This window comes from Streptomyces luteireticuli, from assembly GCF_041519305.1.
Classification (GTDB): domain Bacteria; phylum Actinomycetota; class Actinomycetes; order Streptomycetales; family Streptomycetaceae; genus Streptomyces; species Streptomyces luteireticuli.
Window position 1 is genome coordinate 6,594,882 of record NZ_CP167927.1, and the last position, 15,337, is coordinate 6,610,218.

Here is a 15,337-nt window from a genome sequence, read left to right on the forward strand (position 1 = left end):
CGGGGGCAGGGTCAACAGGCCGTCGGTTCAGGACGGCCCGGGCCCGCCCTCCCCGTCGCCGCGCTCGCGGGCGCTCTCCGCGACGCGGCGCAGCCTGGCGTGCCGGACCGGGCCCTGCTCCGTGATCGCCTCGCCGATCATCGTGCGCAGGGCGTCGCGCAGGCCGTGGAGCGCGTGGTGGCGGGCCGGGCCCGCGCCGGGGTCGGTGCGCAGCTCGGTCAGGAGCGACCAGCACAGGGCGAGCATCACCAGCACGAAGGGGAGGGCGACGAGGATCGTCGCGGACTGGAGGGACTTGAGGCCGCCCGCCACCAGCAGGACGGCCGCCACCGCGGCCATGAGCACGCCCCAGGTGACGACCAGCCAGTTCCTCGGGTGCAGCGCCCCGCGGCTGGTGAGGGAGCCCATGACCAGGGACGCGGAGTCGGCGCTGGTGATGAAGTAGGTCATCACCAGAGCCATCGCGACCCAGGAGACGAGGGTGGACAGCGGCAGGGTCTCGAGCAGGGCGAACAGCGAGGCCTCCGCGCCCTGGGCGACGGTGCCGGCCATGTCGGCGGCGCCGGTCAGGTCCAGGCGCAGGGCGCTGCCGCCCATGACGCAGAACCAGAGGACCGTCGCCCCGCTGGGCACGAGCAGGACGCCGATGAGGAACTCGCGGATGGTGCGGCCGTGCGAGATGCGGGCGATGAAGGTGCCGACGAAGGGGGCCCAGGACAGCCACCAGGCCCAGTAGAAGACGGTCCAGGCGCCCAGCCACTTGGAGTCGGTGAAGGCGCCGGTGCGGGTCGCCAGGGTCACCAGGTCGTGCAGGTAGCCGCCGGCCGAGGCGGGCACGGTGTTGAGGATGAAGACGGTCGGGCCGAGCAGGAAGACGAAGAGCATCAGACAGGCGGCCAGCGCGATGTTGAGCGTGCTGAGCCATTTGACGCCCTTGTGGAGGCCGGAGAAGGCGGAGAGCACGAAGGCGGCCGAGAGGGAGCCGATGATGATCAGCTCCAGCGAGGTGGTGTCCTTGACACCGGTGGTGATGTTCAGCCCCTTGGACACCTGGAGGGCGCCCAGCCCCAGGCTCGTCGCGGTGCCGAAGACCGTGGCGAAGACCGCCAGCAGGTCGATGACCCGGCCCGGCCAGCCGTCGGCGCGCTCCTCGCCCAGCAGCGGGACGAACGCCGAACTGAGCCGGTTTCCGCGGCCCTTGCGGAATCCCGCGTAGGCGAGGGCGAGTCCGGCCATGCCGTAGATGGCCCAGGGGTGCAGCGTCCAGTGGAAGAACGAGTACTCCAGGGCGGTGCGGGCGGCGGCCGGGGAGCTGGGCTCGACGCCGCTGCCCGGCGGCGGGGACACGAAGTGCTGGAGGGGTTCCCCCACGCCGTAGAACATCAGGCCGATGCCCATGCCGGCGCTGAACATCATGGCGATCCAGGCCAGGTTGCTGAACTCGGGCTGGGAGTCGTCCGCGCCGAGCCGGATCCGGCCGTAGCGGCTGACGGCGATGACCACGCACAGCACCAGGAACACGTCGGCCCCGATGACGAACAGCCAGGCGAAGTTGGACAGTACCCAGCCGAGGGCGTCCGTGACGACGCGGTCGAAGGAGTGCTTGCCGACCGCCGCCCAGGCGACCACCGCCAGGACGGCGGCGGCGCCGATGGCGACGAGGGGCAGGTCCGGGCGCTCGTCCCGCGGGTCCCGCGGCGGGGCGTACTCGTCGGTCGTCTCGGTGCTCATGACGCCCCACTATGGCCGGGTTGGGGCGCATTGCGCGGCCTGGCACGCCGCGTCGGCGCCGGGCTACGGTCGGCGGATGACGGACGCACGGGTGCTCATCGCCGCGGACAAGTTCAAGGGTTCTCTGACGGCCGTCGAGGTCGCGGCACACCTGGGCGCGGGGCTGCGCCGGGCTGCGGCCGGGGTGCGCGTCTCGGCGCTGCCCGTCGCCGACGGAGGCGACGGGACGGTGGACGCGGCCGTGGCCGCCGGCTTCGAGCGCCGCACCGCGCGGGTGACCGGGCCGCTCGGCGCGCCCGTCACCGCGGCGTGGGCCCTGCGGGACGACACGGTCGTGGTGGAGATGGCCGAGGCCTCCGGCCTGCGGCGGCTGCCGCCGGGGCGCCTCGCGCCGCTGACCGCCACGAGCTTCGGCACCGGGGAGCTGCTGCGGGCCGCGCTGGACGCGGGCGCGCGGACGGTCGTCCTCGGCGTCGGCGGCAGCGCGTCGACGGACGCCGGGGCCGGCATGCTGGCCGCCCTCGGCGCGCGCCTCCTCGACGCGGCGGGACGTCCCGTCGGGCCGGGCGGTGCGGGGCTGGCCGCACTGGTCCGCGCGGACCTGTCCGGCCTGGACGCGCGGCTGGCCGCGACGGACGTCGTCCTGGCGAGCGACGTCGACAACCCGCTGACCGGGCCGGCGGGGGCGGCGTACGTCTACGCCCCGCAGAAGGGCGCCTCCGCGGCGGACGTCGCCGCGCTGGACGCGGCGCTCGCGAACGCGGCCCGGGTGCTCGGCCCGGCCCCGGCGTCCGCGCCCGGCGCCGGGGCCGCCGGAGGCGTGGGCTACGGGGCCCTGGTCGGCCTGGGAGCGGCCTTCCGGCCCGGAATCGAGCTGCTGCTGGAGACGCTGGGCTTCGACGCGGCGCTGGAACGGACCGACCTGGTGATCACGGGGGAGGGGTCGCTGGACGCGCAGACGCTGCGGGGGAAGGCGGTCGCGGGGGTCGCCCGGGCCGCCGCGGTCCGAGGGGTGCGCGTGCTGGCCGTCTGCGGCCGCCTCGCACTGTCCCCCGAGGACCTCCACGACCTGGGCGTCGCGCGCGCGTACGCGCTCACGGACCTGCAGCCGGACGTCACCCGCTGCATCGCGGAGGCGGGGCCGCTGCTGGAGCGGCTGGGGGAGCGGATCGGGCGCGATCTCCTCGCCTGACGGGCGAGTCCGCCCCGCCGGGCGGGCGCGGCCTGCCCGGCGGGGCAGGGCCTCTCGCGAGGGCAGGGTCCACTTGCGGGTGGCCGGCGCCGTCGGCGTCCGCTCCCGGTGGGGTGTGCACGCGCCTCCGGCGCGTCCTGTCCCCGCCCCCGCACCACCCGGCACCCCCCCCGCAGAGGTGGGGCTCATCCGTGGGTGGCCGACCGCCGTCGGCGTCCGCGGCGCCGGGGAGGGGCGGCCGGGCGGACCGGTACCCGCGGCCGCCGACGGCGCCCGGCCACCCACAGGACGGCCCGGCCAATGCGGCCGGGGTGCCGGGTGGTGCGGGGGCGGGGCAGGCCCGCGCCGTAGGTGCGGGAGCGTCCGACGGTCCGCGGTCGCCGGTGGTGCCCGGCCATCCACGGGCGAGCCCACCTGTCCCGGGCGAGGGTGCCGGGTGGTGCGTGGGTGGGGGAGGCCCGCGCCGCAGGCGCGGAAAGGCCCGGCGGCCCGCAAGCGGGCACAAGGCACGCGCCGCAGGCGCGCAAACGGCCCCGGGCAGAGCCCGGGGCCTTGAAGAAAGCACGCGCTACGGCAGCTGCGCCGCCCGCGCCTCCCGCCGGTTGTCGCGGAAGGTGTTCACGCGACGGGCCGTCGCGAAGAGCGGAATCACCGCACCCAGCACCAGCTGCAGCGCACAGCCGGTCTGGAGCAGCAGCTCACCGCCCGGTGCGTCGAACGCCCACGCCGCCAGCAGGCCCATGCTGAGCACGATCCAGCTGAGCATCGCCACCGCGAGGCGACCCCGCGGCTTGGGGTACTCGACGCGGCTCACCATCAGCCACGCCACACCCAGGATCGCCAGCAGCGTCGGGATGAACGGCAGCTCCAGCAGCACCACGGAGACCACCGTCAGGGCACCGAAGGGGCTCGGCATCCCCTGGAAGATCCCGTCCCGCATCGGCACGCACGAGAAGCGCGCCAGCCGCAGGATCACCGCGAGCAGCACCACCACGGCGGCGACCGCCGAGACCTTCTGGTGCGCGCCCTGGGCGACGACGCCCCACACCACCACGAAGTACGCGGGGGCGAGGCCGAAGCTGATCAGGTCGGACAGGTTGTCCAGCTCGGCACCCATCGCCGAGCTGCGCAGCTTGCGCGCCACCAGGCCGTCGAACAGGTCGAAGACCGAGGCGAGCAGCATCAGCATCACCGCCGTGGCCGCGCTGTTGCGCGCCATGCCGCCGTCCTCGTTGTTGGTGAGGTGGGGCATGAGGATGCCAGTGGTGGTGAAGTACACCGCCATGAAGCCGCAGATGGCGTTGCCCAGGGTGAGGGTGTCCGCTATCGACAGCCGCGTGGACAGCGGCATGTCGTCGACGTCGTCCTCGGGCTCGGCCTCGGGGACCCAGTCGACCTGTGTGTCGGGATCAATCACGGTCAAGGCGCGTCACTCCTGCCGTGGTGGCCTGGCCGACCTCGACGGCCGCCTCGACGCCCTCGGGGAGGTAGACGTCGACGCGCGAGCCGAAGCGGATCAGGCCGATGCGTTCGCCCTGCTCCACCTTGGTGCCCTGCGGAACGTAGGGAACGATGCGCCGGGCCACCGCACCGGCGATCTGCACCATCTCGATGTCACCGAGCTCGGTGTCGAAGTGCCAGACAACCCGCTCGTTGTTCTCGCTCTCCTTGTTGAAAGCCGGCACGAACCCGCCCGGGATGTGCTCGACCGACGTCACGGTGCCGGCCAGCGGGGCGCGGTTCACATGGACGTTGAGCGGGCTCATGAAGATCGCGACGCGGGTGCGCCCGTCCTTCCACGGCATGATGCTCTGCACCACGCCGTCGGCGGGCGAGATGACCCGGCCCTGGGCGATCTCCCGCTCCGGGTCGCGGAAGAACCACAGCATGCCGGCCGCCAGAGCGGTCGACGGCACGGCCAGTGCGGCCCAGCGCCCGGAGCGGCGGGCACGGGTGAGGCTGACCGCCGCCGTGGCGACGGTCGGGAGGAGCCACGGCGATGCTCCGCGCGCAAGGCGGACGACGCGGCCGCGTGGTGCAGAGGAAGAGCTGTGGGGCATGGGTGACCTTCGTAGCGGAGGGTGCCGCGTAACGATATGGGGGACGGCGGCTTTCCGGCGATGCTATCGGTTGCGAGCGACAACTGGCCAAGCGCCAGCGTCAGTCGATGGCCGGACATCGATGACAGGATGTGATCTACTTCTCGGCAAAACCTCCGCTAAACCACACTAATTCGGACAATTACCCCTGGATTCGGTACTCCTCGAGGAGTCGGCGACCGATGATCATTTTCTGGATCTCGGCCGTCCCCTCACCGATCAGGAGCATCGGTGCCTCGCGGTACAGCCGCTCGATCTCGTACTCCTTGGAGAAGCCGTAGCCGCCGTGGATGCGGAAGGCGTCCTCGACCACCTCCTTGCAGTACTCGGAGGCGAGGTACTTGGCCATTCCGGCTTCCAGGTCGTTGCGACGCCCCGAGTCCTTCTTGCGCGCCGCACTCACCATCATGGCATGGGCGGTTTCGACTTTTGTACCCATTTCGGCAAGCTTGAACTGAATCGCCTGATGCTGGGCGATGGGTTTGCCGAAGGTGTGGCGCTGCTGCGCGTAGGAGACGCCGAGTTCGAACGCACGCTGGGCGACGCCGCAGCCACGCGCCGCGACATTGACCCGGCCCACCTCGACGCCGTCCATCATCTGGTAGAAGCCCCGGCCCGTGGCGCCGCCGAGGACCCGGCCGGCCGGGACGCGCAGCCCGTCCATGATCAACTCGGTGGTGTCGACGCCCTTGTAGCCCATCTTGTCGATCTTCCCAGGGATGGTCAGCCCCGGCATGACCTGCCCGAACCCCGGCTCCTTCTCCACCAGGAAGGTCGTCATCGACTTATGTGGCGCCGTCCCCTCCGGATGCCCCTCGTCCGTGCGGCACAGCACCGCCACCAGCGTCGAGGAACCCCCGTTGGTCAGCCACATCTTCTGCCCGGTCAGGACGTAGTCGTCCCCGTCCCGCACGGCCTTCGACGTGATGGCCGACACATCCGAGCCCAGCCCCGGCTCGGACATCGAGAACGCGCCCCGCACCTCGCCCGTCGCCATCCGGGGCAGGAAGTGCTCCTTCTGCTCCTGCGTCCCGTGCTGCTTGATCATGTAGGCGACGATGAAATGGGTGTTGATGATGCCGGAGACACTCATCCAGCCCCGGGCTATCTCCTCCACGCACAGTGCGTAGGTGAGCAGCGACTCCCCGAGACCGCCGTACTCCTCGGGGATCATCAGCCCGAAGACGCCGAGTTCCTTGAGCCCTTCGACGATCTTCGTCGGGTACTCGTCGCGGTGCTCCAGCTCCGTGGCGACCGGGATGATCTCCTTGTCCACGAAGTCGCGGACGGTGGCGAGGATCTCCTGCTGGACGTCCGTCAGTCCGTCGGTCTGCGCGAGGCGGCCCATGCTCATTTCTCCTGCGTCTTCTGGCTGATCGGTTCCGGGCGGCCGGCCTGTTCTCCGCCCCGCTCCTCGATGTACTCGGCGGTCGGCACCATCACCTTGCGCCGGAAGACGCAGACCACGGTGCCGTCCTGCTTGTAGCCGCGGGTCTCGACGTACACGATCCCGCGGTCCGACTTCGACTTCGAGGGCGTCTTGTCCAGGACGGTCGTCTCGCCGTAGATCGTGTCGCCGTGGAAGGTCGGCGCGATGTGCCGCAGCGACTCGACCTCCAGGTTCGCTATCGCCTTCCCGGAGACGTCGGGCACGGACATGCCCAGCAGCAGCGAGTAGACGTAGTTGCCGACGACCACGTTCCGCTTGAAGTCGGTCGTCCGCTCCGCATAGTTGCTGTCCAGGTGCAGCGGGTGATGGTTCATGGTGAGCAGACAGAACAGGTGGTCGTCGTACTCGGTCACCGTCTTGCCGGGCCAGTGCTTGTAGACGTCGCCGACGGTGAACTCTTCGTAGGTGCGGCCGAACTGCACGGTGCTATGCCTCCGGGATCTCGAACTTCGACGTACGGGTCATGCCGGCGGCCCGGCCCTTGCCGGCGATCACCAGCGCCATCTTCCGGCTGGCCTCGTCGATCATCTCGTCGCCGAGCATCGCCGACCCCTTGAAGCCGCCCGCCTCGGAGGTGCAGTACGCATAGGCGTCCAGGATCAGCTCGGCGTGGTCGTAGTCCTCCTGCGACGGCGAGAACAGCTCGTTGGCGATCCCCACCTGGTCCGGGTGGAGCACCCACTTCCCGTCGAAGCCCAGCGCCGCCGCGCGCCCCGCGACCTCGCGGAAGCCGTCGGGGTTGCGGACCTGGAGGTAGGGGCCGTCGATCGCCTGGAGGTCATGGGCGCGGGCGGCCATCAGGATGCGCATCAGGATGTAGTGGTACGCGTCCGCGCCGTAGCCCGCCGGCTGCTCGCCGACGACCAGGGTCCGCATGTTGATCGACGCCATGAAGTCGGCCGGGCCGAAGACGATCGTCTCCAGCCGCGGCGAGGCGGCCGCGATGTCGTCCACGTTCACCAGGCCCTTGGCGTTCTCGATCTGCGCCTCGATGCCGATCCGCCCGACCTCGAAGCCCATCGTCTTCTCGATCTGGGTCAGCAGCAGGTCCAGGGCGACGACCTGCTGGGCGTCCTGCACCTTCGGCAGCATGATGCAGTCGAGGTTGGGGCCCGCGCCCTCCACGACCGTGATCACGTCCCGGTACGTCCAGTGCGTCGTCCAGTCGTTGACGCGCACGACGCGCGCCTTGCCCGACCAGTCGCCCTCGTTGAGCGCCTCCACGATCATGTGGCGGGCCTTCTCCTTGACGAGCGGCGCGCAGGCGTCCTCCAGGTCGAGGAAGACCTGGTCCGCCGGGAGGCCCTGGGCCTTCTCCAGGAAACGGGGGTTGCTGCCGGGCACGGCGAGGCAGGAGCGCCGGGGACGGAGCCGGTTCACGGAAGGCGTGGTCATGCGGAGACCTCCAGGGGGTCGAGCGCGTTCGCTGTGCGGATCTCATCGACGATACGACCGATGATCTCGGTGATGCCGAAGTCCTTGGGGGTGAAGACGGCCGCGACGCCCGCCGCCCGCAGGGCGTCGGCGTCCGCGGCCGGGATGATGCCGCCGACGATCACGGGCAGCTCGCCCGCGCCCGCCGCGCGCAGCCGGGCCAGCACGTCGGGCACCAGCGCGGCATGCGAGCCGGAGAGGATGGACAGCCCGACGCAGTGCACGTCCTCGGCCACCGCCGCCGAGACGATCTGCTCCGGGGTCAGCCGGATCCCCTGGTAGACGACCTCGAAGCCGGCGTCGCGGGCCCGTACGGCGATCTGCTCCGCGCCGTTGGAGTGCCCGTCCAGACCGGGCTTGCCCACCAGCAACCGCAGCCGCCCGCCGCCCAGCTCCTCGGCGGTCCGCGCCACCTTCGCCCGGACCGCGGCCAGCGGCGTCCCCGCCTCCGCCGTGACGGCCAGCGGCGCACCGCTGACGCCCGTCGGGGCGCGGAACTCGCCGAAGACGTCGCGCAGCGCCCAGGCCCACTCCCCGGTGGTCACCCCGGAGCGGACGCACTCCAGCGTCGCCGGCATCAGGTTCTCCGAGCCGGCCGCCGTCTTCTTCAGCACCGACAGGGCTTCCTGGGCGCGCATTTCGTCCCGGTCGTCGCGCCAGCGGTGCAGCGCCGCCACCACCCGCGCCTCGTTGGCGGGGTCCACCGTCATGATGGCGGTGTCGAGGTCCGCGGTGAGCGGGTTGGGCTCGGTGGACTCGTAGCAGTTGACGCCGACGATCTTCTCCTCGCCGGACTCGATGCGCGCCCGCCGGGCGGCGTGCGAGGAGACCAGCTCGGCCTTGAGGTAGCCCGACTCGACGGCCGCCATCGCGCCGCCCATCTCCTGGATCCGGTCGATCTCGGCCAGGCACTCGGCCACCAGCCCGTCCACCTTCGCCTCGATGACGTGCGAGCCGGCGAAGATGTCCTCGTACTCCAGCAGGTCGCTCTCGTGCGCCAGCACCTGCTGGATGCGCAGCGACCACTGCTGGTCCCAGGGGCGCGGTAGCCCCAACGCCTCGTTCCACGCCGGGAGTTGCACGGCGCGGGCGCGGGCGTCCTTGGAGAGGGTGACGGCCAGCATCTCCAGCACGATGCGCTGGACGTTGTTCTCCGGCTGGGCCTCGGTCAGGCCCAGGGAGTTGACCTGCACCCCGTAGCGGAAGCGCCGGTGCTTGGGGTTCTCGATGCCGTACCGCTCGTGCGTGACCTTGTCCCAGATGCGGCCGAACGCCCGCATCTTGCACATCTCCTCGACGAACCGCACCCCCGCGTTGACGAAGAAGGAGATGCGCGCCACCACGTCCCCCCGGCGCTCCTCCGGCACCTGCCCGGAGGCGAACACCGAGTCCAGGACGGCGATGGCCGTGCTCATGGCGTACGCGATCTCCTGGACCGGGGTGGCCCCCGCCTCCTGCAGGTGGTAGCTGCAGATGTTGATCGGGTTCCACTTGGGGATGTGGTGGACCGTGTACGCGATCATGTCGGTCGTCAGCCGGAGGCTCGGCCCCGGCGGGAAGACATGCGTCCCGCGCGAGAGGTACTCCTTGACGATGTCGTTCTGCGTCGTCCCCTGCAGGCTGCGGATGTCCGCGCCCTGCTCCTCCGCCACCACCTGGTACATGGCCAGCAGCCACATCGCGGTGGCGTTGATGGTCATGGAGGTGTTCATCCGCTCCAGCGGGATGTCCTGGAACAGCCGTCGCATGTCGCCCAGTTGGGAGACCGGGACCCCGACCCGGCCGACCTCGCCGCGGGCGAGGACGTGGTCGGGGTCGTAGCCGGTCTGCGTCGGCAGGTCGAAGGCGACGGACAGGCCGGTCTGGCCCTTGGCGAGGTTGCGCCGGTAGAGCTCGTTGGACGCCTCGGCGGTGGAGTGGCCGGCGTAGGTCCGCATCAGCCAGGGACGGTCCTTCTGACGTTCCGTCATCACTGGTCCCTGCTGTGCTTGTTGGTCCGCTCCGCTGGCGCGTCACGGAACAGGTTGATGGCGTCGATGTGGGTGGCCCGCATCTCCTCGTCCCGCACGCCCATGCCCTCCTCCGGGGCGAGGGCGAGCACGCCGACCTTGCCCTGGTGGAGGTTGCGGTGGACGTCGTACGCGGCCTGTCCGGTCTCCTCCAGGCGGTACGTCCGCGACAGCGTCGGATGGATCTTCCCCTGCGCGACCAGCCGGTTGGCCTCCCACGCCTCGCGGTAGTTGGCGAAGTGCGAGCCGACGATCCGCTTCAGCGACATCCACAGATAGCGGTTGTCGTACTGGTGCTGGTAGCCGGAGGTCGAGGCGCAGGTGACGATCGTCCCGCCCTTGCGCGTGACGTACACGGACGCGCCGAAGGTCTCCCGGCCCGGGTGCTCGAAGACGATGTCCACGTCCTCGCCGCCGGTGAGTTCACGGATCCGCTTCCCGAACCGCTTCCACTCCCTGGGGTCCTGCTCGTGCTCGTCCTTCCAGAACCGGTATCCCTCCGCGGCGCGGTCGATGACCGCCTCCGCGCCCATCCTCCGGCAGATCTCCGCCTTCTCCTCGCTGGAGACGACGCAGATCGGGTTGGCGCCGCCGTTGAGCGCGAACTGCGTGGCGTACGAGCCGAGTCCGCCGCTGGCGCCCCAGATCAGCACGTTGTCGCCCTGCTTCATCCCGGCCCCGTTGCGGGAGACCAGCTGCCGGTACGCGGTGGAGTTCACCAGCCCCGGCGCGGCGGCCTCCTCCCAGCTGAGGTGCCGCGGCTTGGGCATCAGCTGGTTGGACTTGACGAGCGCGATCTCGGCGAGTCCGCCGAAGTTGGTCTCGAAGCCCCAGATGCGCTGCTCGGGGTCGAGCATGGTGTCGTTGTGCCCGTCGGCGGACTCCAGCTCCACGGACAGGCAGTGCGCGACGACTTCATCCCCGGGCTTCCAGGCGTTGACGCCCGGCCCGGTGCGCAGCACGACGCCCGACAGGTCGGAGCCGATGACGTGGTACGGCAGGTCGTGCCGCTTGCCGAGCGGCGACAGCTTCCCGTAGCGCTCCAGGAACGCGAACGTCGGGACCGGCTCGAAGATCGACGTCCAGACGGAGTTGTAGTTCACCGAGCTGGCCATCACGGCCACCAGCGCCTCGCCGGGCCCGAGTTCGGGCACCGGCACCTCCTCGACGTGCAGCGACTTGCGCGGATCCTTCTCACGGGTGCTGAGCCCGGCGAACATCTCCGCCTCGTCCTTGTGCACGGTCACCGCGCGGTACGACTCGGGGAGGGGCAGGGCGGCGAAGTCCTCGGTCCCGGTGTCGGGGGAGAGGATGGCGTCGAGTATCTGGTTCACGGTTGTGCCTCCGGCGAAGCGCGTTCAGAGGAAACGGGCTTGAGGGAACGTCGGGGGGATGGTGCCGTCGGTTCGGGAGCGCGCGGGGGTGGTGCGCGCGGGAGGTGCGAGTGCGGTGCTTTCCGCCTGGTGACGCAGACGGGGTCCGGGCGCACGGAGTTGCCTTGTGGGGACAGCCGGCGCACGACGTCGGTGTCTGCGCGCCGGCCGCCCGGACGGGAATCAAGCTATGGCACGGCGTGCCACTCGACAAGACACTGGGTGCCAGGAATTTGAGACATCTGTCACCGGGGGTTCACAGATGAGCGGGGCCGGTCGTCGCCCCGGCGTGATCTGTGCCGCGAATCGGGCGCCGACGGGTTTGGGCCGCCGCCCAGTGCGAAGACGAGCCGCGGTAACGAGCCCCCGTCGAAAGGAAACCGAGTCGTGCCCGGAGACAGCGATGCCCCGACGGTGACAGTCACGGACGAACGACTGGTCAGGCGCGCGGTGAAGGCGGCGGCGCTCGGCAATGCCATGGAGTGGTTCGACTTCGGCGTCTACAGCTATCTCGCCGTCACCATCGGCGACGTCTTCTTCCCCTCCGACGACGGCACCGTCCGACTGCTCTCGTCCCTGGCCACCTTCGCCGTGGCCTTCCTCGTACGGCCGCTCGGCGGGCTCTTCTTCGGGCCTCTCGGCGACCGCGTCGGCCGCAAACGCGTACTCGCCCTGACCATGGTGATGATGGCCGCCGGCACCTTCGCCATCGGGCTGATCCCCTCCTACGCGGCCATCGGCTTCTGGGCCCCGGTCCTGCTGATCGGCTTCCGGATGCTCCAGGGTTTCTCCACCGGGGGCGAGTACGGCGGCGCGTCCACCTTCATCGCCGAGTACGCGCCCGACAAACGCCGCGGTTTCTACGGCAGTTTCCTCGAATTCGGCACTCTTGGTGGTTACGTCGGCGCCGCCGGGCTCGTCACCGTCATGAGCACATGGCTCGGCGGTGACGGGATGCGGGAGTGGGGGTGGCGCGTACCCTTCCTCGTCGCCGGGCCGCTCGGCTTCGTCGGCCTGTATCTGCGGCTGAAGTTGGAGGACACCCCGGCCTTCCGGCGACTGGCCGAGGAATCCGCGGCCCCGTCGGAGGCCATGGGGTTGAGGGAGATCCTCCGCACCCAGCGATCCCGGCTGGCACTCTGCGTCGTCCTGGCCGGCGCCTACGGCATCACCGACTACACGCTGCTCTCCTACCTCCCCACCTATCTCACCGACCGGTTGGGATACGACGACGCGCACGGCACCGCCGTCCTGATCGTCACCATGGTGCTGCTGATGTGCGTGATCACTTCCGTGGGACGGCTCAGCGACCGTGCGGGCCGCAAACCGCTGCTGATGGCGGGCATGGGCGGATTCGTGGCGCTGTCCATACCCGCCTTCCTGCTGCTCCGGCAGGGCAGCCTCGCCGCCGTGCTCGGCGGCATGCTCCTGCTCGGCCTCCCCCTCGTCTGCCTGCTCGGCACGATGTCGGCCGCGCTCCCCGCCCTGTTCCCCACCCGTGTCCGCTACGGCTCGCTGTCCATCGGCTACAACCTCTCGACCTCCCTCTTCGGCGGCACCACCCCGCTGATCATCACGGGTCTGATCCATGCCACCGGCAGTGACATGGCCCCGGCCTGGTACGCCACGGGGGCGGCACTGGTCGGTGTGGCCGCGGTGGCCCGCATGAAGGAGACGGCCCGGCAGCCACTGGAGGGCTCGCCGCCGTCGGTGTCGAGCGAGGAGGAGGCGGAGATCACCGGCTCCGGGGTGCGACGGGATGTGTGTCCTTCGTCTCGTCCGTGACGAGAGGGAACATCTGGGGCGGGTGGTCTTGTTGCGCAGGGTTTGTACCCCCGCCCTCCCTCCCCGGAAAGACCCTCCCTATGCCCCTGGCCCTGCTCGCCCTGGCGATCTCCGCCTTCGGTATCGGGACGACCGAGTTCGTCATGATGGGCCTGCTGCCCAACGTCGCCGACGACCTGGGCGCCTCGGTGCCCACCGCCGGATACCTCGTCTCCGCCTACGCCCTCGGCGTCGTCGTCGGCGCCCCGCTGCTCACCGCCCTGGGCGCCCGCGTCCCCCGCAAACGCATGCTCGTCCTGCTCATGGGTCTCTTCACCATCGGCAATCTTGCCTCGGCCCTGGCCCCCTCTTTCGGGCCGCTGGTCGCGGCCCGCGTGCTCGCCGGACTGCCGCACGGAGCGTTCTTCGGCGTAGGCGCCGTGGTCGCCACGCGCCTTGTCGCCGAGGGCCGGCAGGCACGGGCCGTCGCGACCATGTTCCTCGGCCTGACCGTCGCCAACATCGTCGGCGTCCCCTCGGCCACCCTGCTCGGCCAGCACCTGGGCTGGCGGGCCACCTTCCTGGTCGTCGCCGGCATCGGCCTCCTGGCCATGGCCGCGCTCGCCCTGCTCGTCCCGCGCGTACCGGCCGAGACACAGGGCGGCCTCGCCCGCGAACTGCGCGCCCTCCGCAACCGCCAGGTCCTGCTCGGCCTGCTGACCGCCGTCTTCGGCTTCGCGGGCGTCTTCGCCGTCTACAGCTACCTCGCCTCCATGGTCACCGAGGTCACCGGCCTCTCCGAAACCTCGGTCACCCTGGTGCTCGCCCTCTTCGGCACCGGCATGACCCTCGGCGCACTCGTCGCGGGCCCCCTGACCGACCGCGCCCTGCGCCCCACCCTGTACGGCTCGCTGGCGGCGCTGGCCGCCGTCCTGGTGTTGTTCAACTTCACCGTCCACGTGACGTGGGCAGCGCTGGTGACCGTCGTCGTGCTCGGCGCGGTCGGCTTCCTGACGACAACTCCCTTGCAGATGCTGGTCATGCGCCACGCCCGCCACGCCCCGACCCTGGCCGCCGCCTCCAACCACTCCGCCTTCAACCTCGCCAACGCGGGCGGTGCTTGGCTGGGTGGCGTGGCCATCGCGGCGGGGTGGGGGTGGACGTCGCCGACGCTGGTGGGGGCGGGGCTGGCGGTGGTCGGGCTGGCCGTTGCGGTGGTGGCGGGGCGGCTGGACCGCGGCGGCCGCGCCGACGGCTCGGCCGTGGTCGCCGCCCACGGCGAGCGGACGGCGGAGCGCCAGACCGTCGGCTGAACCGGGGCCGGGCCCGGCCGCTTCATGGCCTCTGGCCGACGGACGAGTGCCGGGTTACCGCAAATCCTGCGGCGTGTCGGTGGCTGCAACCCTCCACTCGTTCCTTGGTCTCTCCTCGGTCCCCTCCCACCGCATGGGCCACCGGTCGGTCCGCCACTCGGACCGGGCCAGGCTCGGCTGTTGAGGGCGAAGGAGCCGGAGGACTTGTCCGGCGTCGGCGAGTTGGTCGTCCTGTTCGGGGCGGGGAGAAGCCAGAACGGGCCCGGCCCTTCCCGCCGCCCCGGATGGGGTGCGCGGAGGTAGCGGAGATGGTCGTGCGGTCCGACCGGGATGGTGTCGGGCACCTTCCATGTCTCGGTGAGGAAGGGGGCCCAAGATGCGGTAGCCGCCGCCGGCAGCAGGCCGGATGTAGGGGATGTCCCATGTCCATCGCTTCTCTGCGCAGCGGCTGAAGTGCAGTTCGCCCATGCCGGTCCACGGGAACAACTGCCGCAGACGTGGCTCCCCATGGGCAGCGTCCAGAAGCTCGGTGGGTACTCGCCTGTCTGACCGGACGGCCTGCCACCCTGCTTCAACGATGGTATCGCTTGAAGAGCCTGTGTACATGACGCCATGGTGACTGCCCGTCTCCAGTGAAGAGAGGCTGAGTAGTCGGCCGAAACTCGATGGCTTCCACCGCCTGACACCACTTCAGCTGGGCCATACTGCCTGATCCCACACCTCCTCAAACTCCCGATGCGAAATTAGACTGGCAGAAAACTCCGGTTGCCCCATCACGTCTTCGATGACCCCGACAGGAACTTCGCTCAGGCCAACCATTGGGCCTTCGTGGGATTCGTCAGCCTTCAACACCTGCCCATCGCGAAACTCGGCTACCTTTCGAGTTTCGTAGCGGTCTGCCCCGATCTCGCTGAACAATACGACGGGCTCCTCCTTGAAGTCGTGATGCCAGACAACCTTCCAGTATTCCAT

13 protein-coding genes are annotated in these 15,337 nt (G+C 70.5%); 3 read left to right on the plus strand and 10 right to left on the minus strand.

Annotated features, from left to right (window positions below):
* Positions 1-27: 27 nt before the first annotated feature.
* Positions 28-1,731: a BCCT family transporter gene (locus tag AB8735_RS29710; protein ID WP_344019924.1), complete on the minus strand. Its 1,704-nt coding sequence runs from the start codon at positions 1,729-1,731 to the stop codon at positions 28-30.
* 76 nt (positions 1,732-1,807) lie between these two features.
* Between AB8735_RS29710 and AB8735_RS29715 the strand changes: the two genes are divergently transcribed.
* A complete protein-coding gene (locus AB8735_RS29715) occupies positions 1,808-2,923 on the plus strand; it encodes a glycerate kinase (protein ID WP_372410572.1) in 1,116 nt (371 codons plus the stop codon).
* A gap of 568 nt (positions 2,924-3,491) precedes the next feature.
* Here the strand turns inward: AB8735_RS29715 and pssA are convergent.
* From pssA to ccrA, 7 genes are all read right to left on the minus strand, one after another.
* The gene (gene pssA / locus AB8735_RS29720; RefSeq protein ID WP_344019928.1) at positions 3,492-4,346 is read right to left on the minus strand and encodes a CDP-diacylglycerol--serine O-phosphatidyltransferase; all 855 of its coding nucleotides are present in this window, start codon (positions 4,344-4,346) and stop codon (positions 3,492-3,494) included.
* On the minus strand, positions 4,333-4,983 hold the full coding sequence (locus tag AB8735_RS29725) for a phosphatidylserine decarboxylase (protein WP_344019930.1): 651 nt from the start codon (positions 4,981-4,983) through the stop codon (positions 4,333-4,335). Before AB8735_RS29725 ends, pssA begins: the two co-directional genes overlap by 14 nt.
* Positions 4,984-5,164: 181 nt before the next feature.
* Positions 5,165-6,370 carry an acyl-CoA dehydrogenase family protein gene (locus AB8735_RS29730; protein ID WP_372410573.1) on the minus strand — a complete coding sequence of 402 codons (1,206 nt, stop codon included), beginning with the start codon at positions 6,368-6,370 and terminating at the stop codon, positions 5,165-5,167.
* Positions 6,371-6,372: 2 nt separating this feature from the next.
* The gene (locus AB8735_RS29735; protein ID WP_372410576.1) at positions 6,373-6,894 is read right to left on the minus strand and encodes a MaoC family dehydratase; all 522 of its coding nucleotides are present in this window, start codon (positions 6,892-6,894) and stop codon (positions 6,373-6,375) included.
* Positions 6,895-6,898: 4 nt separating this feature from the next.
* Complete coding sequence (locus AB8735_RS29740; RefSeq protein ID WP_344019934.1) at positions 6,899-7,867, minus strand: CoA ester lyase; 969 nt, start codon at positions 7,865-7,867, stop codon at positions 6,899-6,901.
* Complete coding sequence (locus AB8735_RS29745; RefSeq protein ID WP_372410578.1) at positions 7,864-9,876, minus strand: protein meaA; 2,013 nt, start codon at positions 9,874-9,876, stop codon at positions 7,864-7,866. The genes AB8735_RS29740 and AB8735_RS29745 overlap by 4 nt, the downstream gene beginning before the upstream one ends.
* Positions 9,876-11,249: a crotonyl-CoA carboxylase/reductase gene (ccrA, locus tag AB8735_RS29750; RefSeq protein WP_372410580.1), complete on the minus strand. Its 1,374-nt coding sequence runs from the start codon at positions 11,247-11,249 to the stop codon at positions 9,876-9,878. The genes AB8735_RS29745 and ccrA overlap by 1 nt, the downstream gene beginning before the upstream one ends.
* A 426-nt stretch (positions 11,250-11,675) precedes the next feature.
* Between ccrA and AB8735_RS29755 the strand changes: the two genes are divergently transcribed.
* Both AB8735_RS29755 and AB8735_RS29760 read left to right on the plus strand, forming a co-directional pair.
* Complete coding sequence (locus AB8735_RS29755; protein WP_372410582.1) at positions 11,676-13,073, plus strand: MFS transporter; 1,398 nt, start codon at positions 11,676-11,678, stop codon at positions 13,071-13,073.
* Between the two features lie 80 nt (positions 13,074-13,153).
* The gene (locus tag AB8735_RS29760) at positions 13,154-14,365 is read left to right on the plus strand and encodes an MFS transporter (RefSeq protein ID WP_372410585.1); all 1,212 of its coding nucleotides are present in this window, start codon (positions 13,154-13,156) and stop codon (positions 14,363-14,365) included.
* A 54-nt stretch (positions 14,366-14,419) separates the two neighbouring features.
* Here AB8735_RS29760 and AB8735_RS29765 read toward each other — a convergent pair whose 3' ends face one another.
* Together AB8735_RS29765 and AB8735_RS29770 are read right to left on the minus strand one after the other, a co-directional pair.
* On the minus strand, positions 14,420-14,971 hold the full coding sequence (locus tag AB8735_RS29765) for a DUF6193 family natural product biosynthesis protein (RefSeq protein ID WP_372410588.1): 552 nt from the start codon (positions 14,969-14,971) through the stop codon (positions 14,420-14,422).
* An 84-nt stretch (positions 14,972-15,055) separates the two neighbouring features.
* Positions 15,056-15,337, minus strand: a complete 282-nt coding sequence (locus AB8735_RS29770; RefSeq protein WP_372410589.1) for a hypothetical protein — start codon at positions 15,335-15,337, stop codon at positions 15,056-15,058.